The 20,699-nt window shown below is 70.9% G+C and carries 17 protein-coding genes; 8 read left to right on the forward strand and 9 right to left on the reverse strand.

The window, feature by feature from the left end:
• Positions 1 to 28: 28 nt before the first annotated feature.
• The 3 genes from F4X11_19850 to F4X11_19860 all read left to right on the forward strand — a co-directional run bounded on the left by F4X11_19850 (position 29) and on the right by F4X11_19860 (position 1,400).
• Positions 29 to 493: a helix-turn-helix transcriptional regulator gene (locus F4X11_19850; GenBank protein MYN67251.1), complete on the forward strand. Its 465-nt coding sequence runs from the start codon at positions 29 to 31 to the stop codon at positions 491 to 493.
• Positions 490 to 1,050 (forward strand): RES family NAD+ phosphorylase, encoded by a 561-nt coding sequence (locus tag F4X11_19855; protein MYN67252.1) that lies wholly within the window; start codon positions 490 to 492, stop codon positions 1,048 to 1,050. Before F4X11_19850 ends, F4X11_19855 begins: the two co-directional genes overlap by 4 nt.
• Before the next feature lie 131 nt (positions 1,051 to 1,181).
• Positions 1,182 to 1,400, forward strand: a complete 219-nt coding sequence (locus F4X11_19860; protein ID MYN67253.1) for a hypothetical protein — start codon at positions 1,182 to 1,184, stop codon at positions 1,398 to 1,400.
• Positions 1,401 to 1,541: 141 nt separating this feature from the next.
• Here the strand turns inward: F4X11_19860 and F4X11_19865 are convergent, their stop codons facing one another.
• Both F4X11_19865 and F4X11_19870 read right to left on the reverse strand, forming a co-directional pair.
• Positions 1,542 to 2,312 carry a hypothetical protein gene (locus tag F4X11_19865; GenBank protein MYN67254.1) on the reverse strand — a complete coding sequence of 257 codons (771 nt, stop codon included), beginning with the start codon at positions 2,310 to 2,312 and terminating at the stop codon, positions 1,542 to 1,544.
• Positions 2,313 to 2,379: 67 nt separating this feature from the next.
• Complete coding sequence (locus tag F4X11_19870) at positions 2,380 to 3,615, reverse strand: nitrate reductase (protein MYN67255.1); 1,236 nt, start codon at positions 3,613 to 3,615, stop codon at positions 2,380 to 2,382.
• A 180-nt stretch (positions 3,616 to 3,795) separates the two neighbouring features.
• Here F4X11_19870 and F4X11_19875 point away from each other — a divergent pair, with 180 nt between their 5' ends.
• Positions 3,796 to 5,613, forward strand: coding sequence for a redoxin domain-containing protein (locus F4X11_19875; protein ID MYN67256.1), 1,818 nt, complete (start codon positions 3,796 to 3,798; stop codon positions 5,611 to 5,613).
• A gap of 82 nt (positions 5,614 to 5,695) precedes the next feature.
• On the opposite strand, the gene F4X11_19880 is transcribed toward F4X11_19875, so the two are convergent.
• The 3 genes from F4X11_19880 to F4X11_19890 are packed head-to-tail and all read right to left on the reverse strand — an operon-like array spanning position 5,696 to position 9,221.
• The gene (locus tag F4X11_19880; GenBank protein ID MYN67257.1) at positions 5,696 to 7,177 is read right to left on the reverse strand and encodes an SLC13 family permease; all 1,482 of its coding nucleotides are present in this window, start codon (positions 7,175 to 7,177) and stop codon (positions 5,696 to 5,698) included.
• Positions 7,146 to 8,909, reverse strand: a complete 1,764-nt coding sequence (locus F4X11_19885) for a hypothetical protein (GenBank protein ID MYN67258.1) — start codon at positions 8,907 to 8,909, stop codon at positions 7,146 to 7,148. Before F4X11_19885 ends, F4X11_19880 begins: the two co-directional genes overlap by 32 nt.
• Positions 8,910 to 8,918: 9 nt before the next feature.
• Positions 8,919 to 9,221, reverse strand: a complete 303-nt coding sequence (locus tag F4X11_19890; protein ID MYN67259.1) for a DUF1330 domain-containing protein — start codon at positions 9,219 to 9,221, stop codon at positions 8,919 to 8,921.
• Between the two features lie 270 nt (positions 9,222 to 9,491).
• On the opposite strand from F4X11_19890, the gene F4X11_19895 reads away from it, so the two are divergent.
• Both F4X11_19895 and F4X11_19900 read left to right on the forward strand, forming a co-directional pair.
• Positions 9,492 to 10,421 (forward strand): TonB-dependent receptor plug domain-containing protein, encoded by a 930-nt coding sequence (locus F4X11_19895; protein MYN67260.1) that lies wholly within the window; start codon positions 9,492 to 9,494, stop codon positions 10,419 to 10,421.
• Complete coding sequence (locus tag F4X11_19900) at positions 10,283 to 11,011, forward strand: TonB-dependent receptor (protein ID MYN67261.1); 729 nt, start codon at positions 10,283 to 10,285, stop codon at positions 11,009 to 11,011. The genes F4X11_19895 and F4X11_19900 overlap by 139 nt, the downstream gene beginning before the upstream one ends.
• A gap of 21 nt (positions 11,012 to 11,032) precedes the next feature.
• On the opposite strand, the gene F4X11_19905 is transcribed toward F4X11_19900, so the two are convergent.
• Positions 11,033 to 12,940 (reverse strand): hypothetical protein, encoded by a 1,908-nt coding sequence (locus F4X11_19905; GenBank protein MYN67262.1) that lies wholly within the window; start codon positions 12,938 to 12,940, stop codon positions 11,033 to 11,035.
• 155 nt (positions 12,941 to 13,095) lie between these two features.
• Between F4X11_19905 and F4X11_19910 the strand changes: the two genes are divergently transcribed.
• Positions 13,096 to 15,255: a PQQ-binding-like beta-propeller repeat protein gene (locus F4X11_19910; GenBank protein ID MYN67263.1), complete on the forward strand. Its 2,160-nt coding sequence runs from the start codon at positions 13,096 to 13,098 to the stop codon at positions 15,253 to 15,255.
• A gap of 64 nt (positions 15,256 to 15,319) precedes the next feature.
• On the opposite strand, the gene F4X11_19915 is transcribed toward F4X11_19910, so the two are convergent.
• Together F4X11_19915 and F4X11_19920 are read right to left on the reverse strand one after the other, a co-directional pair.
• Entirely contained in the window at positions 15,320 to 16,249 is a 930-nt protein-coding gene (locus tag F4X11_19915; protein MYN67264.1) for a hypothetical protein, read from the reverse strand.
• Between the two features lie 240 nt (positions 16,250 to 16,489).
• Entirely contained in the window at positions 16,490 to 18,658 is a 2,169-nt protein-coding gene (locus F4X11_19920) for a PQQ-binding-like beta-propeller repeat protein (protein MYN67265.1), read from the reverse strand.
• A 235-nt stretch (positions 18,659 to 18,893) separates the two neighbouring features.
• On the opposite strand from F4X11_19920, the gene F4X11_19925 reads away from it, so the two are divergent.
• Positions 18,894 to 19,790 (forward strand): alpha/beta hydrolase, encoded by an 897-nt coding sequence (locus tag F4X11_19925; GenBank protein ID MYN67266.1) that lies wholly within the window; start codon positions 18,894 to 18,896, stop codon positions 19,788 to 19,790.
• 77 nt (positions 19,791 to 19,867) lie between these two features.
• On the opposite strand, the gene F4X11_19930 is transcribed toward F4X11_19925, so the two are convergent.
• Positions 19,868 to 20,653, reverse strand: coding sequence for a hypothetical protein (locus tag F4X11_19930; protein MYN67267.1), 786 nt, complete (start codon positions 20,651 to 20,653; stop codon positions 19,868 to 19,870).
• Positions 20,654 to 20,699: the final 46 nt, after the last annotated feature.

Consider the following 20,699-nt stretch of genomic DNA (forward strand, 5'->3'; position numbering starts at 1 on the left):
TACGGTTGCGGTTGACATACGGTAGCGCATGGAGTTGGGAGACGGCAACACCGCCGCGCCGTCTGGCGCGCTCGATCCGGAAGAAGCGGCCGAGCGGACGTTCACGGCGCATCGACACGACGCCGAATGGCTCGACGCCTTCATCGCCGGACTCGACCGTCGCCGCGCCGCCGACGCCTTCACGCGGACGACCGGGACGTGGGGCCTGAGCCAGGCCGAGGCGGCCCGTATGTTCGGCGTGAGCCGCCAGGCGATCGGCAAATGGCGGCGGCGCGGCGTGCCCGCGGCGCGCGCCCGTGCGGTGGCGGACCTGGCCGCCGCCACCGACCTGCTCGTCCACCATCTGAAGCGCGACCGCATCCCGGCGGTGGTGCGCCGCCCGATGCCGGCCCTCGACGGCGTGTCCCTGGTGGACCTGCTGGGGCGGGGCGACACGCGCACCGTCCTGGCCGCGTGCCGTGACATGTTCCGGTTCGATCGGGTCCATGCATGACCGCGGCATTGCGACGCGAAGCGGTACCGGACGCGCACGTCTGGTGGCGTATCGCCGACCCTTCGTGGAGCGACCCCCTCGATCCGGACTACGCGCGGCGACGCGGCGGACGCTGGAATCCGCCGGGCAGCTTTCGCGTGCTCTACCTCAACGAGGACCTCCGCACGGCGCGCCAGAATCTACGCGCCTTCACCGCCCGCTGGCCGTACGAACCGGAAGACCTCCGCGACGACACGGGGCCGGTGCTGATCGGCTGCACGCTGCCGCGCCGGCAGTTCGTCTGCGACGCGCACTCGGCGGCCGGCCTGCGCGCCGCCGGTCTGCCCGCCGCGTATCCGCTCGACGAGAACGGCACGCCGGTACCGCACGCGCACTGCCAGCCGGTCGGAACCCGCGCGAAGGCCGCGCGATTGCGCGGCGTCCGCGCCCGCTCGGCGCAGTCCCGGGACGGCGCCGGCCGCGAGCTGGCGTGGTTTCCGGCCAGCGGGCGCAGCATCGCCCGGCGGGTTCGAATGCTGTCGTTCGCGGGGTGGTTCCGGGGTGACGGAATGGCCTGAAGGCGCGCGCGAGGTTTCGGGGCGGCTGCGGGCATGCCCGCGAACCGCCAACCCCCGTTCCCTTGTAGTCTGCGATGGGCGCCTGGCGGTCGAGAGCTTCGGGGCGATGGACAGGTACTGACGCGATTGCGATGGCGACACAACCAGCGGGTCGAAGGCGCCGGTGGCTCGAGAAGGCTTGCCTGGTTCTCGCCCACGTCGCGGCCGTGGTCATCGGGTTCGTCCTGATGGTCTTCGGCCTCGGTCTGGGAGTGACGATGGTCATGCTGCCGGTCGGCCTCGTCGTGGGCCTGTTCGGCGTCGGGGTGTTCGTGTGGGGTCTGCTGGGTCACCTGGGGGAGAACAAGTGAGACCGGGAGCCCGGCCCGACAGTCGTCGCCTGCCGCTCCGATCGCCGCCCGACCGTGCCTGACCAGGGAGCGCACCGCTCTACGGCGCAGACTCCCGGCCCGACAGCCGGTGCTCCCGGCCCAGCTCCGCCAGGCGCTCGATCAGCTCGGCGTGTCCCGTGACGCCAGCCCGATCGCCGCCAGGATCCCGAGGTCGACGAAGAGCAGCGGCGCGAAGGGCGGCGCGCCGTGCACGAAGTTCTCGAACAGGCTGGCCGACAACCCGTTGACGTCGGCCGCCACGTGGAGGTAGAAGCCGATCAACCCGACGACGGCCTGTAGCGCGAGCACGCCGAAGCAGAGCCGCCGGAAGGCGGTGCGCCGGTCCACGAGCGCGACGCAGAGGAAGCCCGCCGCCAGGGCGCTCGCGGCCACCGGCCACCATTCGGTGGCGTGGAAGAACCCGTTCTGCGCGTGGTCGCACAGCGCGAGGACGAAGACGCCGAGGAAGCCGCCCAGGGCGAAGAACACCACCCACCCGTCCCACTCGCCGGTATCGCGCGGCACCATGCGGTTGACCAGCAGCAGGAAGCCGAGGCCGGCGTAGGCCAGCGGGGCGGCGAACGGGGCCGTGTACACGAGGCTGCGGAGGGTCCACTGGGAGAAGAACTGGCTCTCCAGGTGGTAGACGACACCGGCGATGCCGAGCGCGATGGCGCCGTATCCGACCAAGAGTCCGACGCGGTGCGCGTAGCTCCCTCTATTCGTGCGGCCGGCCGCCGGCAGCGCCGGGGCCAGCAGCAGCGTCGCCGCGATCGAGAATACGAAGGGAATCCACTCCGCGCGGTGACGGAAGGCGTTGACGGAGTGGGCCAGGAACACGTCCAGGACCAGGAAGGCGAAGTTCGCGAGTACGAAGGCCTCCAGCAGCAAGCTCCTGGCCCGGCTCTCCAGAAGTCGCCGCAGAGTACGTGGCCGGCGCGCACGACGCGGGCGCGGCTCAGCGATCCGCACGCGCGTTCCGCAGGCCGGCGGCCAGCTCTTCGAGCTCGGTGAGCTTGAGCAGCAGCTCGTAGTTGCCGTGCCACTGCACGAAGTCGGCTCCGCCCATGAACGCGCCGTGCTTGGCGGTGCGCCCGAAGTAGTGCCAGAAGTCGAAGTACAGGAACTCGATCGGCTCGTCGAACGGCTCGTCGGTCAGCAGCCCGTCGGCGCGCAGCGCGGCCATCAGCGCCTGCCCTTCGCGGACCCGCACGTTGGTCGCGTCCAGGACCGCCTCCGCCTCCTCGTAGAAGCGCGCGACGCTCGACGAAGCGTGGCAGCGGAGGCACGTCTCCTGCATCTCCGTCTGCGCGCGGGCGTACCCCGGACGTGGCTCGGAGACCGGCGCGAACAGCCAGTAGGACAGCCGTTCCGTCGTATCGTGGGTCACCTTGAGCCCGTCCAGACCGCTCAGGTGGCAGGTCGCGCAGGTGGGTACCGACATGTCGGCCGTCGTCAGCCGCTTGGGTTCGGCGTCCAGGTTCAGCGAAGCGCGCTGCGCGGCGAAGAGCGCGCCGTGCTTCGACTCGGTGTAGATCTCCACCTGCGCGTGGTCGGGCCCCATGTGGCACTGCCCGCAAGTCTGCGGCTCGCGCGCCAGCGCGATGGACGTCGAGTGCCGCGAGTGGCATTCCGTGCAGCTTCCGATGGAGCCGTCGCGGTTGGGCTGGCCGATGCGGTGGCAGCCGAGGCAGCCGGTCCGGGTGGCCGCCACGCCCTCCAGGCTGGCCAGCGCGTTGGCGGGACGGTCCACGGCGCCGGGATGGTGGCGCTCCCCGAACGCGAGCTGCTCGGGCGATATCCCGCTCGTCCCGCTGACGGCGGCCCACGCCGGCAGGGCGTGCCGGCTGCGCGCGAACTGCTCGTACTCCGTGCGGTGGCAGCCCCGGCAGTTCAGGGAGGTGACGTCGCGGGCGAGGCGGAAGTTGTAGTGGTCGTACGTCTCCTGCCCTTCGCCCGGCTGGTGGCAGTCGTAGCAGGTGACGTTGGCGCGGCTGTGCTCGCTGCGCTCGAACTGGTGGACGACGGCCGCGGTCTCCTCCCGGTGGCACTGCGCACACCGCCCGGTCGCCCGCACCAGCTCCGGCGACGGCTGCCGGACCTCCGAATCCGGCCGGGCCTGGTTGATCAGCAACGCCGCCAGCAGCAGCGCGCCGCTGATGGTGACGGCGACGAAGACTGACCTGAAGGGCATCGGATCGCGGCGGACCGGTGCATCCGGCCTCCAACTCCATCATAGCCCCGCCGCTGGCGGTAAGATGAAACATCGTAGTCAGGCGGTCGAATCGGCCCTTGCCGAAAGGCTCGGCCGGCCGGCCCGCAACAAGCTGGCGACCGAGTGCGCTGGACGAACGATCATCCGGAGAGGGACATCATGGAGGAGAAGCGCGACGTGACTCCGAACAGCCGGCGATTCCCTGCGATGCTGGTCGTCGTACCGATGGCGCCCGTGTGCCTGGGCCTGTTGCTGGCCGCCGCCACGCACGACATGGCGCAATCCGGGACGGCCGCTCCCATCGAGATTCCCCGGGCAACCTCCCGGCCGGCCGACGCCGCTCCCGATTGGGCGGTGGTGCAGGAGTACCTCGACCAGCAGAGCGCCTGGCGCGAGCGCACCAGCGGGATCGCCATGGCCGGCCTGTCCGCCGACGAGCGCGACCGCCGCTTTCAGGATGCGTTCGCCGAGCGCCCGAACATCCGCCCCGCCATCGCGGCGGCGACCGCGATCGTCGACGCCGACGCGCACGACAGGACGAGGGAAGCCGCGGAGTTCCTCGTCCTGCAGACCATCACCGAGCCGGACGCCGACCAGCACATGTACAGGGGAGCGCAGGCGCTCGTCGCGGAGGCGCCGGACGACGAGCGCTGGCCGTCGATCCTGATGCGGATGGACGGCCGGCGATTCTACGGACCGGACGGCGAGTCGTCGACGCGGGGCATCGACCGGTTCTTCGAGGAGATGGCGTCCGGCGCCCCGCGTCCGGCGTTTCGCGCGACGGCGCGGTACTACGTGGCGGCCGGGCTGATGCGGTCCGCCAACGGAGCGAGGGTCGGGGAGGAGGAACGCGACGGGCGGCGGCAGCGCGCCCTCGATGCGGCGACCGGCCTGAGCGCCGGCGTCGAGGACCAGCCGTTCGGCGGCGCGCGAGCCGCCGCCGCCGCCGATCCTTCCGCGGTCGCTCCGGCCGGCCCCTTCGGCAGATCGGATCCGCGCACCTTCTCGGAAGCCGAGGCGGACCTGATCCGGACCATCGAGCACGCGACCGTGGGCGGCACGGCGTTGGACATGACGGGCCGCCGGCTCGACGGCGCCGAGGACAGCCTGTCGGCCTACCGGGGCCGCGTGGTGCTGATCGACTTCTGGGCGACGTGGTGCCGCCCCTGCATCGACGTGCTGCCGGAGTTGCGCGAGCTGGTCGGCGAGCTGCCGGCGGACCGTTTCACCCTGCTGGCGATCAGCGTCGACGAGCAGCTCGAGACCGTGACGAGGCTCATCGAGCGCGAGCCGATGCCCTGGACCAACTGGCACGCCGGCATCGACAGCGACATCGAGCGGGCCTGGGCCGTACGCGGCTTCCCGACCTACGTGCTCGTCGACGAAGAGGGACTGATTCTGGCTCGCACGAACCACTTCAGCCCTCGGTTCACCGAGATGCTCGGCGCAGCGGTGGCCGGCGAGGAACTTCCTGCCCGCGAAGCGGGCGACGCCGAGAACACGCCGAACGTCGCCGAGCTCCGGCCGGCGGCCGAGCAGGGAGACCCCGAGGCGCAGTTCCGGCTCGGTCAAGCGTACCAGCGCGGCACCGGCGTGCCGGAAGACGACGCCGAAGCCGTCGCCTGGTATCTGCGCGCGGCCGAGCAGGGCTACGCCAACGCGCAGTTCGCTCTCGGGTTCGCCTACAGCAACGGCGAGGGAGTTGCCCTGGACAATGCCGAGTCCCTCGCCTGGTATCTGCGCGCGGCCGAGCAGGGACACGACGCCGCGCAGTGGGTACTCGGCATCACCTACTCCTGGGGGCTCCAAGGCACGCCGCGGGACCACGTCGCAGCGTACATGTGGCTGCACCTGGCCGTGTCGCAGAACAACGGGCACGATCGCAGCCCGCTCGACCAGTTGGAGGCGCGGATGAGCCCCGCGCAGATCGCGGAGGCGCAACGCCTGGCGCGCGAGTGGCGCGAGGCGCACCGGTAGTTGACTTGCCAGTCCCGAGGTCCTGTCGGCGAGCGCCGATTCTCGTCATGCCGGGGATCCGCCCCGGGTTCCCCCGGCGGGTTCACTGCACGGTAAACGCCCCGAACGCCGGCACCAGGATCATGCTCAGCACGATGACGACGATTGACGTCAGAACGGTGGCCACGACGCCCGCTCTGAACATGGTCCCGAGGTGGACGGCGCCCGCGGCGAACGTGGTCGCCGCCGTGGGGCTCGACCACGGCAGCGCCACGGCGTGGGCCGTGCCGGCGATGATCCGGGCCAGAATCGCCGCGTTGTACTCGAGGGCCTCGGCGATCGGAAGCAGCATCGAGGACACCATCACCGTCGAGGAGATGCCGCTGGCCACTTGCGTCAGCACGGTCGTGAGCAGACCGGCCAGCCACGGCAACGCCGTCGCCGTGACGTTCCCCGCGAACGCGGCCCCGACCCAGTCGGTCACTCCCAGTCGGGTCAGTCCGCTCACCATCGCCATGCCCCCGACGACGAGGAACAGCACGTTCCACGACACGCCTTCCTGAAGGTCCTTGCGGTCGAGGGTCGTTTCGCCGCGCTCGCCGTCCACCGGCAGCAGGAAGAGGAGGACCATGCCCACCGGGGGCACGTACCAGATGTCGAGGAACTCCACCGTCGCGAGGGCCGGCAGCATCCACAGGGCCAGCATCACGGTCAACACGAACAGGACGTTCTTCTCGCCGCGGCCGAGCGGGCCGAGCTGCTCGGATTGCCGGCGGATGCGCAGCCGGCTGGCGGAGAGGTTCCGCACGTCGGGCACGACCATCAGCTTCAGGATCAGGTAGTAGATGGGGACGTGGACCGCGGCGAGAACGACCCCGGTCGACGTCCACTGCGCGAAGCTGATGCTGTAGCGCGTCGTTTCTTCCAGCACGGAGAGCACCAGCGGGTTGAACGCGATGCCCATGGGGGTCGCCAGCTCGCCGGCGGCCACGCCGTACAGCACCGCGAGACTCGCCGCCTCCGCCATGCGCGGCGCCCGGGCAGCCGCTTCGCCGGCGTCGAGCGCGGCCACCGCCGACCGGCTGACCGACAGCGCGATGGGGGTCATGATCACGATGACGACGAGGTCGCTGACCAGCGCGGACGTCACCGCGGCCGCGATCAGGAACACGAGTATCAGGCTGCCGCTCGACCGCACGGCGCCCGGCATGCGCAGCAGCGCCAGGGCGACCCGGGTCGCCAACCCGTGCTTGTGCATGGCGTGCCCGAAGAGCATCGAGCCCATCAGAAAGGGAAGGATCGGCTGGCCGTACAGGCCGGCCACCTCGGCGAAGGGCATGGCGCTGCCGACCGGCAGCAGCACGAACGGGAGAAAGCTGGCGACCGCCCACGGAACCGGCACGGTCGCCCACCAGGCGAGGATCCACGCGTAGGCGGCAAGCGCGAAGTGCGCCTCCGGCCCGAGACCGGCCAGCGGCGCGGCGCGAACGACGGCGAACGCCGCCGGCCCGGCCAGCACCCGCAACGCGAATGCCCGTCGGCCCGTCAGCGCTTCACTTGCCCGCACGACTCGTCTCCGGGGCATCCACGCGGACCGTGACGATGTCCGTCTCGTGGAACTGCTGGTGCCGGACCGAGGTCGCTATATGGCGGAGCAATCGAAGCGAGACTTCCCTTTCCATCAGCACACCGTCGGGCCGCTCCCCGAGAATCGCGATCCGGTCCTGCACGTTCTCTTCGCCGACCGCGGCCACGAACTCCAGGACCGCGCCGTCGGCTTCCTTGTGCGCCGACAGGAACAGGCGGCGCCGCTGCCGCTTCGCATCCCGCTCGTCCGGGCCGGTCAGCGTCAGCAGCGTCTCCTCGCCGGCCGCTTCGAGGCGGTGCACCATCTTCGCGTCCCAGCCGCTGCGTTGCGCGAACGCGCCGAGGAACTCCCTGATCTTCGGGAGCACCGCCAGATCGAAGTCGACTTCGATTCGGGAGCGGCGGGGCGCCGTCATGTCCAGGAACAGCGTCATGAGGATGGCCACCAGGCCGCCGGTGGTGATGCCGTTCTGCAGCAGGCCGCCTGCGACGTCCGAAAGAAGCCCGGGGAATATCATGCCGTTCTGGCATCCCGTGCCGACCCAGAACGCCACGCCCGTCACCAGCCCCTTGCGATAGTCGATGCCGCCCTGCACGATCTCGGTCATGCCGCGCACGAAGATCAATGCCATCAGTACGGTCACATAGGCGCCGGCGACCGCGCCCGGGATCGCCAGAACCAGGGCCAGCGCCTTGGGCAGGAACGCGAGAGCGAGCAGGATTCCACCTGCGGCGATTCCGACCCTGCGGGCCCCGACACCCGTAATCTCGATGGCCGGCGCGCTGATGCCGGCGACGGTCTGGGTCGGCATTATCCCGGCGAGGCCGGAGAGCAGCTTGCAGATGCCGTCCGCCGCCACGCCGCCCTCCACCGCCCGGTAGTCCACGGCCCGCGGCTCGCGCCACGAGACGCGCTGAATGGCGACGGTACCGACGATCGTGTGAATGGTGCCGATAAACGCCACGAACACGAAGCCGGGCAGAAGCCCGACGAATGCCGGGCCCATGTCGAGCTCGATGCCCGGCCACCCGCCCCGCGGCACGCCGACCCACGGCGCCTCGATCACCCGGGCCAGGTCGTAGAGACCGAACGCACCGGCGATCAGCGAGCCGGTCGCAATCCCGATGACCGGCGCCCAGAGACGGAGGGTCGCCGTCCCCTTCAGCGAGATACCGAGGATGACCAGGATCGTCGCCAGCGCGGTCAACGGCGCGCCCAGCGCCGGTACCTGGTCCGGCGTCTGGTGCATGCGGCCGAAGACGACCGGCAGCACGGTGACCGGTATCAGCATGTTCACCGTGCCGACGATGGTCGGCGTCAGGAGCCGCCGGAACAGGGAGAGCCGCGCGGAGAGCACGATCGGCAGCAACGACGACGCAACGACCAGGGTGCCGAGCAGTGCCGGCCCGCCCTGGACCAGCGCCGTGGCGCTGAGGCCGATGAAGGCTCCCGGCGGGCCCATCGCGAGGACGTACCCGGCCCCGATGCGGCCGGCGCGAACCGCCTGCAGCGCGGTGCAGACGCCGCTGATGGCGACTGCACAGAACACCGCCCAGGACAGGTACGCTTCGCTGCCGCCGGCGGCCCGAATCACGATCGTCGGGATCAGTACGATGCTGGCGCCGCCCAGCACCACGAGCTGCAGGCCGCAGCCGAAGGCAAGCGCAGCCGGAGGACTCTCGTCAGGCTGATAGCGAACGCTGGCAGTCCGGCTCGAGCCGCTGCTCATCCTGTCGCGTCAGACGCCCTCGACTATCGTCGTGGTCGTATTCGAGCACTTGTCGGCCATCGCTCTGAGCTCGGCGTGGGCCGCGGAGTTCCACCACGATTTCGCCCGTTCGACGCTCTCGAACTCGATGATGATGACACGATGCGGCGTCCAGTCGCCCTGTACGACCTCCGTCGCGCCGCCGCGCACCAGGAACCTGCCGCCGTGAGCCTCCACGACCGCCGGCGCTCGCTCGCGCAACTCGGCGAAGGCCGCCTGATCGTTTATCTCCACGTCTATCAGCGCGTATCCAGCCACTACTCTTCCTCCCATCGGGTCTCGTCGTGTGACGGATTCTACCCGACCGGCGGATTTCGAGACGGCCGGCCTGACGCTCGCGGTGCGCGAGGCCGGCGTCCACGGCTTTCCGGCCGATCGTGCTGACGTCGCTCACCACCTCTATCGGCCTTGCGCCGCTGATGCGGAACAGGAGCCCCGACGCCTCCTTGATGCGCCGATGGCGGTCGTTTCGGTTTCGGGGTACTGTTTGTGATCGCCCCCGCTGGTGCTGATCCCCAACGCCGTACATGACCCTCGACGACAATGGTTCGCGTCGCCGGTGACAACGGTCTCCGGATTGCCTGCGTGGGTGTGCTGTGCCTCCTTGCCGGTATCGGGCCGGCGGCCGCGCAGGACGACGCCGGGTCGATCTGGGGAGTCGTCAGCGACCAGTTGGGCGGCCTGCTGCCCGGCGTGACCGTCACCGCGCGGCATGCCGCAACCGGCCTGGCGCGCAGCGCGGTGACCAGCGAGGACGGCGACTACGAGATCGCGCGGCTGCCCGCGGGAGACTACGAGGTATCCGTCTTCCTGCCCGGGTTCCGCGCCGATCCCACGGCAGCGCGGGTCGCCGAAGCGGAGACGATTGTCGACTTCACCCTGGCCATCGCGCCGCTGGCCGAGACCGTCACCGTGACGCGGTCGGAGCAGGGCCTGGGCGACGTGGCCAACGCGGTGGCGGTGCTGGGGTCCGAGGCGCTCGGCTTCACCGAGCGGAAGGCGTCGCTCGACGAGGCGCTGTGCGGCGTGCCGGGCCTGACCGTCCAGAATCGGCGCGACTACGGGCTGACGGGCGGCATCGCGCTGAGCGTCCGCGCCCCGCCCTCCGAGCCCATGCTCGGCATCCGCGGATTGGCCGTCGTCCAGGACGGGATTCCGCTGACCACCACCGACGGGACCACCGAGCCGGGCAGCGTCGACCTCGGGTCGGTGCGGCGCATCGAGGTCATCCGCGGCCCGAGCTCGGTCCTGTACGGGAACGCCGCCGGCGGCGTGATCAACCTGGTCACCGAGATCGATCCGACGCGGCGGCTGACACTCCGCCCCGACCTGCAGTGGGGCAGCTACGGCTACCAGCGACAGAGACGCCCATCACCGCCGAGCTCGCGCGGTCGCCGGACGAGCGGGGCGGGTTCAACCACGAGCTGGACCCGGCGCGGCTCCGCAGCCGCGAGTTCGGCGTGCGCGGGCTGATCGAGCCGGCCCGGCTGCAATACGAGGTCGCCGCCTACCGCTCGCGCCTGCTGAGTCAGATAGTGGCGATCCGTCCCAGCGCCGTTGCGCTCTACTACGTCAATGCCGGCGAGACCGCGCGCAACGGCGTCGAGTTGTCGCTGGGCTGGCGGCCGGCGGCCCGGTTCGAGGCCCAGCTCGCCTACACCCACCAGGACTTCGTCTTCCGCCGATACGTGCTCGGGGACGTCGACTACTCGAGGAAGCGCGAGCCCGGTGCGCCGCCGGGGCGCCTGTTCGCGGGGGTCGACTACGCGGCGCCGTTCCACTTGCAGGCGAGCGCGTCGGTGCGCTGGGTCGACGAGTACTTCGTCTCCAACGCCAACGAGGCGGCGGCAACCAATTGGGCCTACACGGTGGTCGACCTGCGCTTCGGATGGGTCGGACAGGTGGGCGGCGTCGATGTGCAGCCCTTCGCGGGCATCGACAACCTGTTCAATGAGCGCTACAACGCATCAGGCCTGATCAACCACTTCAGCCGCCGGTACTACCGGCCCTCGCCCGGCCGCGAGATCTACGTCGGGTTCACCCTCGGTGGCGGCCTGCGTTGACCGGGAACGCGTCGCCGGGCGTCAGTCGAGGCCGGGCACGCCGCTGACCCAGGCCGTCGGGCCGTCCTCCCACTTGTTGTGAGTCAACCGGACCACGGTCCGGTCCGACGGGCGGATGGCGTGCAGCTCGCCGTACGGCTGCGGCTGGAAGACGACCCGCAACAGCGGCAGCTCGTCGCTGAACTCGCCGCGCTGGGACGTGAAGAGCACCCATTCGTCGTCCGGCGAGAACCGGGGGTGCATGTCGTGGCCGGGGCTCCGGGTGAGGCGCTCCGGCGCACCCGGCCGGCCGGCCGCGTCGAACGCGATGGTGTAGAGCTCGAAGTTCCCGTCCCGCAGCGACGTGAACGCGATGCGGTCGCCCCCGGACGAGAACGCGGGCATCGTGTCGGTCGCCTCGTGGTGCGTCAGTCGTTGCACGCCGGTGCCGTCCGCGTTCATCACGTAGATCTCGGCGTTGCCGTCGCGCATGCTGCGAAAGACGAGGCGCCGGCCGTCGGGCGAGAAGTCGGGGAACGCGTCGTTGGACCCCGAGTCCAGCGTCACGTTCACGGCCTCGCCGCCCCGGGCGCCGATCTTCCAGATGTCCACATCCACGTTGCCGGAAGCGAACGGCGGCCCGACGGCGAACGCCAGCCAGCGGCCGTCCTTCGACCAGGAAGGCCCCCAGACGGAGTCGGGGCCCCGGTACCGATCCGCCCCGGCCAGGTCGAAGACGACCCGCTTGCCGGTACCGTCGGCCCTCGACGCCACGAGGCGCGCGAATGCCTCGCTGGTGGCGACCTCTCCGGAGGTCGGATCGACAGCCGGCAGATAGCCGCGGATGCCGACGAGCGACACGCGGCGGCCCGGCATGGCGACCTCGAGCGGCCGGTGGATCAGGAAGTCCCCGGGCGCGTCGCTCTCGAACCGCGACGCCGGATCGGTCGGTCCCGGTCCGTGCGCCAGCAGGCGGCCCGAGTCGGGGTCGTAGGCCGGCGCCCAGTAGTCGCGGGCGGTGTCGCTTTCGATTCGCGGATCGGAACCGTCGGGCAGGGTGGAGACGATGGTCCAGCGGTCGTCCCGGCGCGCCGTGAAGGCGAGCCGGCCTTCGGGCGCGGAGACCGGCGATAGCGCGGCCTCGCCGGGCGCGGAGATCGGGTCGGGCGCTGAGCCGTCGATTCCATCGACGCGGGTGCGGTAGATGCGCGGGTCGCCGTCCCGTTGCGAGTAGAAGACGACCTCCCGCCCGTCCGGCGTCCAGGCCGGCGCGCCGTCCCAGCTCTCGTGGTGGGTGAGCCTCCGCACGTCGCTCCCGTCCGCCTGCATCACGTACAGCTCGCTGGCCAGGTAGGCCGCCGGGGGACCGGCCCCGGTGCTCGTAGCCACCGTCGTGTCGCGGCTGCTGGAGAAGAGAATCCGCGTGCCGTCCGGCGAGAACGCCGGGTTGTAGTCGCCCGCGGGGTGCCGCGTCAGGTTGGTCGCGGCACCGGCCGCGGACGGGTTCCAGGGTCGAAACGCGGTCGCGAAGATGTCGGCGTTGCCGTCCCGGGTGCTGACGAAGAGCAGGCGCCGGCCGTCGGGCGAGATGGCCGCCGCGTCCTCCAGCGCGGGACTCTCGACCAGCGGCCGCGGCCTGGAGTCACCCTCCAGGTCGAGCACGTACAGGTCCGGGTTGCCGCTCCGCTCGGAGGTGAACACCACCCAGCGCCCGTCCGGCGAGATGACGCCGTTGTAGTCGAGCCCCGGATCCGTCGTCAGCCGCCGGGGCTCCGAGCCGCGGCTCTCGAAGAGGTACAGATCCCAGTTGGACGGCTGGATGCTGCTGTAGACGATCGTCTCCCGGGCGGGCCCGGGCTCCTGCGTGCCGTGCACGCGGCCTGTCCCGACGACAACGACGAGGAGTCCCAGCAGACCGGCAAGCGCCAGGATCCGATTGAAGACCTGCATTGCACCAGTCCTCCATGCTTCGGCCGGACGGCACGGACGCCCCGGGCGGCACTCCAACAGACAAGGGCCGTGGCCCCGGACGTCGCGACGACCGGGTTGTCAAACAGACCCGTTCCTGCATAATCCCATAACCTCACGTTCCGCAGGAGATTGACATGAGCCGTCGCGCTTTGCTTGCAGTGTGCGTATACGCCGGCATCACGCTGGCGACGGGATATCCCGGCCAGGCGCAGGTCCGGGACCCTGCCCCGGTCACCGATGCGATGCTGCAGGATCCCGACCCCGCCGACTGGCTGAGCTGGCGGCGCACCCTCGACGGATGGGGGTACAGCCCGCTCGACGAGATCGACCGCGGCAACGTGGACGAGCTGCGTCTCGCCTGGTCCTGGGGCCTCGAACCCGGGGTCTCGCAGACGACGCCGCTCGTGCACGACGGCTTCCTGTACGTCGCCAACCCGGGCAATGTGGTCCAGGCGCTCGACGCGCGCACCGGCGACTTCGTTTGGGAGTATCGCCGCGAGATGGACGAGCGGCTCCGCAGCTCGGCGCAGATGCGGAGCCTGGCCGTCTACCAGGACCTGGTCATCCTGAACACCTACGACGCCCACATCGTCGGGCTGGATGTCCGGACGGGCGCGGTGCGCTGGGAGACCCCGGTCGGGGCCGACCAGGAGGGGTACACGTTCTCGAGCGGACCGATCGTCGTCGACGGAACGATCGTCGCCGGGATGACGGGCTGCGGGCGCTACCGCGACGACACCTGCTACATCGTCGGCGTCGACGGCCGCACCGGTCGGTTGTTGTGGCGAACCTCGACCATCGCTCGTCCCGGCGAGGCCGGCGGCGACACCTGGGGCGACCTGCCCCTCATGTTCCGCGCCGGAAGCGACGCCTGGATGACGGGGAGCTACGACCCGGTCACCCGGCTCGTCTACTGGGGCACGTCGCAGCCCAAGCCGCACAACCGCGACGCGCGCGGCACGGACGGTGACGCGCTCTACAGCAACTCCACGCTGGCGCTCGACCCCGCCACCGGCGAGATGAGGTGGTACTACCAACACATCCCCGGCGATTCGCACGACATGGACGAGTCGTTCGAGCGCATCCTGATCGACTACGACGGCAAGCGCTCGCTGTTCTCGATGGGCAAGCTCGGGATTCTCTGGGAGCTGGACAGCGTCACGGGAGCGTTCCGGCGCGCGATAGACCTCGGCTATCAGAACATCCTGGATGTCGACCCGCGGACCGGCGAGGTGACGCATCGCGACGGGATGCTGTCCGAGGTCGGCGAGGAGCTCTTCTTCTGCCCCAGCACCGGCGGCTTCAAGAGCCTGCGGGCGATGGCGTATCACCCCGGGACCGGCGCGCTGTACGTGCCGCTGAATCTGAACTGCGAGACCGCCGCCTTCGCTCCCGTCGAGCGACGCGCCGGGGGCGGCGGGGGTGGCGCCGTGCGCGGCCGGCTGAACCACTTTCATCCACAGGCGCCAGGTCAACTGGGCGAGTTTCAAGCGCTGGACGTGCGGACCGGCGAGACTCTCTGGCGCCACCGTCTCCGCGTGCCCTACAACACGTCGGCGTTGACCACCGGCGGCGGCCTGGTGTTCATCGGCGACTGGGGGCGGCACGTCTACGCCTACGACGCGCTGAGCGGCGAGCAGCTCTGGCGCAGCCGGCTCTCGACGATGGCGAACGGGTACCCGATCACCTATGCCGTCGACGGCAGGCAGTTCGTCGCGTTCGTGGCCGGCCCGTCGATCGGCGGCTCGAGCTGGGCGACGATTCTCCCCGGCGACCTCCTTCGCGAGGAACGCAACCCGCGGGGCGGCAGCGGCGTCTTCGTGTTCGCGCTGCCCGCGGGCGCGGCGGCCGCGCGGTCACCTGACCTGCCGGGGGTGGCGCGGGTGACCATCGAGGTGGAGCTGTCGTGTCCCTCTTGCGCCGCTGGACTCGAACGGCGGCTCCGCCGCGTGGACTACGTCTCCGGTGTGGAGGTCAGCCCCGCCGACGGGCGGATCGTCCTCGCCGTCGAGCCCGGTCGCCATCTGGACCCGGCGGCGGTGTGGGACACGGTGCGCAACGCGGGCTTCATTCCCGACCGCATGGCGGTCACCGCCATCGGACACGTCATCGACAGGAACGGCGCGCCGGCCCTCGCTCTGTCGCCCAACTTCGCCCTCCCGCTCGTCGAGACGGACGGCCTCACGGCCACGGCGGCCGAGGCCGGCGACCAACTGGTTGAGGTGACCGGACACTGGAACGCGGCGCCGGACGGCGCCGGACGGCTGCAGGTCGAGTCACTCGACGTCCGTTAGCTGACGTCCGGGCGTTCCTGCACACGTGCTCACGCAGGCATGACACGCCCAGGCCATGGCGCCGTCACCGGCCGAGCTGCCGATGCCAGGCGCCGAATGCGACCTCGAAGGCGCGCGGCAGGGTTCCGAACGCGCCCCACGTTTCGAGGCCGGCCGGCGGCCGGAAGCTCGCCGCCGCTTCCGCGGGCGACTGCCCCGCGGCGAACGACCGTCGGCTCTCGGCCTCGATGGAGTCGAGCAGCGTCGTGTACTCGTCCAGGGCGTCGGCGTCGAGGAGCGGCCCGTGCCCGGGCACCATCGTCGCGGTGCGGCCGGCCAGCAGCGCGCCGACGTTCCGGTCGAGGTCGATCGGCGTCGCGTGGACGTAGTTGGGCACCACGCGGTTCCATATCAGGTCGCCACAGAACGTGATGTCGTCGACGACGGCGATGATGTCGCTGACGGTGTGGCCGGCGTAGGGCGTGATCGCCACCTGCCGGCCGCCGAGATCGATGGTGGTCGGGCCGTCGGCGGCGACGAGCGTGGCGGCCTCGAGCATGTCGCGCGCCTCGTGCACGTCCGCGGACAGGACGGTGTCGCGCGTCGACGCGGTCGCCCACAACGTGGGGCGTGCCCCGGGCGCGCCGAAGCCGCTCAGCCCGCCCTGATGGTCGCCGTGGTGGTGGCTGACGACGACGTCCGTTGCCGGCCGTCCCGCCAGGATTCGCGCCTGCTCGGCCACCCACGCGCCGCCGTCGGCCGAGCCGAACCCCTCGAACACGAGCACCCGCTCCCGGCCCGCGATGATGCCGCCGTTGCAGAAGGTGGCGTACGTGGTACGGTCGTCGGGACTCGGGGTGGAGACCACGGCCCAGACGCCGTCGCCGACCGCCTCGATTCTCGCCCACACCTCGCGGGCGGCAAGGGCGGTCTGCGCCCGCGACGTCCGGCGCCGGCCGGCCGCGAGCCAAGCCGCGGCGCCGAGAAAGCACCGAATGACATTGCGTCGTGTCATCTGTCCGTTCCTCCGGGAGACATCAGGCGACCTGCGAGACACGCGACCGGTGCGAGCCATCGGGAACATGCCCTGGAGCGACTCGTCGGTTTCGGCGAAACCGCCCTCATCTTACAGGAGTCATCAAGTCGCCGGCCCGGCGGGCCGCTCGGCGCGCGCCCGTGCGATTTCCTTGACCGGAAGGTACGGAGACGACTGACCGTCACCCTTGTCCCGGCTGCCTGCGGACTGCTACGGAACCTAATCACCCTCCGGCAGTGCAAAGACGTACAGCGCGTTGCCTCCCTCCGGCTGGAAGACCTCCGGGACGAGTTGGGCGGTCAGGCCCCGGAAGGCGCCCCCCAGCGAGGCCGGCACGGCGAGGAACTGCCGCCCACCCACCGCGTAGGTCATCGGGTACCCGTGCGCCGCGGCGCCGAGACGCGTCTCCCAGAGCACGTCCCCGGTCCGGATGTCGAACGCCCGGTAGTAGCGGTCGGCGTCGCCAGCGAAGACCAGGCCGCCGGCCGTCGTCAGCGTCGACGTCAGGAAGGGGGCGGGCTGCTCGCGGCTCCACAGCTCCTCCATGGTCCGCACGTCGTAGGCGGCCAGCTTGCCCACGTTGCCGTCGCTGCCCGGCATCTCGCGGAACTCGGAGCGGCCCGCCGCGCCGCCGCCGCCCTCGACGAACTCCACCTCGCGCCCGGTCAGGTACATGCACGCCTGGTGGAGGGGAATCACCAGCGCGTGGGCGCCGGGGTGGTACGCCGACGCCTGCCAGTTGTGGCCGCCGAGCAGACTGGGGCAGGCCGGCACGCGATCGCCGATGCGGGCGTCGATGATGTCCTGCCGGTAGGTCAGCTCGCCGGTCGTCCGGTCGATCGCGGCGAAGACGTCCTGGTAGACCGTCTCGCGCAGGTCGACGAAGGCCCCGGTCCGCCGGTCGAGCTTCCAGAGAATGCCGTCCTTGCCGATGGTGAACAGCCACCTCTCGTCGCCGGAATCGACCAGGACGCGCTCGTAGACGATGTCGAGGTCGAGCGTCTCGCCCGGCGCGTGCTGGAAGTACCACTGGACCTGTCCGGTCCGCGGGTGAAACGCGAGCGTCGAGTTGGTGTAGAGCGCGTCCTGCCGCGTCGTCATGCCGCGGCTGGCCGCCACCCACGGCTTGGCCTGCGCCGTGCCTATGTAGAAGAGGCCGAGGTCCGGGTCGTAGCTGCCCGGGATCCACGAGTCGCCGCCCGCACGCAGATACGGCGGCGTGTCGCCCCACGAGGCGTCGTTCGGATCGCCCGGCAGGGCGATCGTCGACGTGCGCCAGAGCTCCTCGCCGGTGTCCGGGTCGTGGCCGGTGATGAAGCAGGTCTGCTCCTTGTAGCGGTTGCAGCCGTTCATGCCGCTGACGACGACACCCTCGGCGACCACCGGACCGGAGTTCTGGCGGAAACCCTGCGTGTAGTCCGCCTTCACGGCGCGCCACGCCTCGGCGCCGGTTCGCGCCTCGAGCGCGACGAGCGCCGCGTCGTGGGTGGCCAGGTAGACCTTGTCGCCGTAGAGCGCCAGGGTGCGGGTCGCCGCCCGCTGCGGCGCATCCTCCGGCAGCGGCCACCGATACTGCCAGATGACGTCGCCGGTGAGCGCGTCTATCGCCTGCACGACGTTGCCGGGGCTGGCCAGGAACATCACGCCGTCGTGCACCAGCGGCGTGGTCTGGTTGTTCCCTTCCCGGATCGCCAGGGTCCAGGCAAGCTGCAGTTGGCCGACGTTGTCGCGCGTGATCCGATCGAGCGAGCTGTAGCCGTGACTGTCGCGCGTCCGCCGCCAGCTCAGCCAGTCGCCCGGGGGCGGGTCCGCGAGCATCTCGTCGGTCACCGGACTCAGCTCGTGCGGCACCTCCCGGTTGACGAACCGCGCCGGCCGCCGCCGGGGCACCTCGCCCGCCTCGGCCGCACGCCGCGCCTCGGCGATGTCCGCCGCGTCGCCGATGGTGACCGCCGCGTCGGCCGTCAAGGGCGCGTCTCCCGGCCGGCCGCCGTTCGCGTCCAGGAGGTAGGCGACCAGGTTCAGATAGACCTGATCGCCGAGCGATCCGCCGCCGCCGGGCGGCATCGTATCCCGCAGGTAGGTAAACAGCTCGTCGGTGGTCTGCCCCGCCCAGCCGTTCAGGAAGTCGACCCCGCGCAGGGCCGGCGCCTCCGCGCCGTCCAGCGTCTCCCCATGGCACTCCCCGCACTGCCGGGCATACACGGTCCACCCGGCCGCGGCCTGCTCGGCCGTGAAGCCCCCGTCCGCTCCCGGGGCCTGCGCCGCCGCCGCGACACTCGCCGGCGGGACACGCGGTTCGCCGAGGGAGCCGACCACCGCGACCAGTGCGGCGACCGCCACCCGAACCACCGCCGCAGCGACGCCGACGCGAGTTCCCTTCGACATGATCGCCACTCCTCCGGCGCCGTCGGAAGGCGCCTGCAGACCGCGTGGCCGTCCGTTCCGCCCTTATACCACCAACAGGGTGGTAAAGACGCGGCAAGTCGTTAGAGGATGGGGCGACAACTGCGAGCGAGAGCTCGACTCGATCGGAGGCTTTCCATGATCGCAACCCGGTTCGCCACCCCGCTCGCCGCCTCCGCGCTGACCCGCCGGGCGCAGAACCGGAGGGCCGGTCGCGATGCCTGAATCGTCGGCACGAGCAATCGTCACCTCCGACGGCGTGGAGCTGCACACGGAATCGGTGGGCAGCGGCGACGCCATCCTCTTCGTGCACGAGTACGCCGGCGATCATCGAAGCTGGGAGCCGCAGATCCGGTGGTTCTCTCGCAGCCATCGCTGCATCACCTACGCCGCCCGGGGCTACCCGCCGTCGCAGGTGCCGGCCGCTGCCGGCGCGTACTCGCAACAGCACGCCGTCGATGACGCCGTCGCCGTTCTGGATCGGCTCGGCGTCGAGGCGGCGGACGTGGTCGGCATCTCCATGGGCGGCTTCGCGGGACTGCATCTGGCCATGCAGCACCCGGCGCGGGTCCGGTCGCTGGTGATCGCGGGAACGGGCTACGGGGCGCATCCCGCGGAGGCGGGGCGCTTCCGCCAGGAAAGCGAGGCCATCGCCCGGCTGATTGAAGAGTCGGGGATCGAGGCGTTCGCCCGCCGGTACCTGTCCGGGCCGGCGCGCGTGCAGTTCCGGAACAAGGACCCTCGCGGGTGGGAGCAGCTCGTGCGCGAGTTGGGGGAGCACGCCGCGGACGGCGCGGTGCGCACGATGCGCGGCGTGCAGCGGGAGCGTCCGTCGTTGTACGCGCTGGAAGCGGAGCTGTCCGCGATCGAAGCGCCGGTGCTGATCCTCGCGGGCGACGAGGACGACGGCTGTCTGGAGACCAGCCTGTGGCTGAAGCGCGTCATTCCCCGCAGCGGTCTGGCCGTCCTGCCGAAGTCCGGCCACACCCTGAACCTGGAGGAGCCCGACCGCGTGAACACGTTCATCGCGGACTTCCTGAGCCGGGTTGCGGCCGGCGCGTGGGGGCCGCGCGACCCGCGCGCCACGCCGGGGGCCATCACCGGCATCTCCTGACCCGCGTCGCCCGCGGCGGGGCCGTGGAGTCCGCGCCTTGCCCACTGGACGCGGCTATCCACGGTCCCTCCCCGAACCTACCGGAATCGGCCGCCCTCGGGCGCCGCTCCCGCTCCCGAGAAGCTCAGCTCGGGGTCGTACCGCAGGACGGTCCGCTCGACCGACAGGACGACGCCGGCCAGTCCGGCCGCCGTGTCGCTGGTCCGTGCGCCCAGGGCGCGTTGCATGATGGTCGGGCTGTTCAGCTCGGTGAAGCTCGAGTGGTTCTCGACGAGCTGCCACACCGCCGCGCCGGATCCCAGGTAGCGCTCGTACATGCCGAACACCACGTTGTCCCCGCGGAACAGCGGCAGCCGCTCGCGCATGAACGCCTGCCAGTCGGCGAGGCGTCCCGGAGCCACTTCGAGCGTCGTGATCCAGGCCAGCGCCAGGCCGCCGGCGTTCGGCGACTCGACGCTCAGCTCGGGGCGGTAACGCAACGCGTAGGTCCGGTGGCCGGAAATGGTGCGCCGTACGCGATCCTCCATGCGCTCCCTGTCCCGCCGATCGAGAGCGAACGCCAGCGGACCACCGCGATCGAGCTCGGCCAGATCGTCCATCGGCGTCACGAACATCCGCTCGTACTGGTTCCCGAACTCGGCCGTGCGCCAAGCCGAGCGCCACTGCACCCCCGCCCGCCGGAGGGCCGGATTGACCTGCTCGAGCTGCACCTCGATGAACTCGTCCAGCTCCTGGGGGATGACCTCCAGAATGTCGACGCGCATCCAGGGCATCGCCTCCTGCGCGCGAGTCACCGGCGTGGCGCCAGCGACGAGAAGCACGGCGACGACTGCGACGACGAAACCGACGACATGGCGCTGCATATGACTCCTCCTCGGTTGCCGGCCGACTCGGCGCCCCGCGGTTGCC

Source organism: Acidobacteriota bacterium (genome assembly GCA_009861545.1).
GTDB lineage: Bacteria > Acidobacteriota > Vicinamibacteria > Vicinamibacterales > UBA8438 > WTFV01.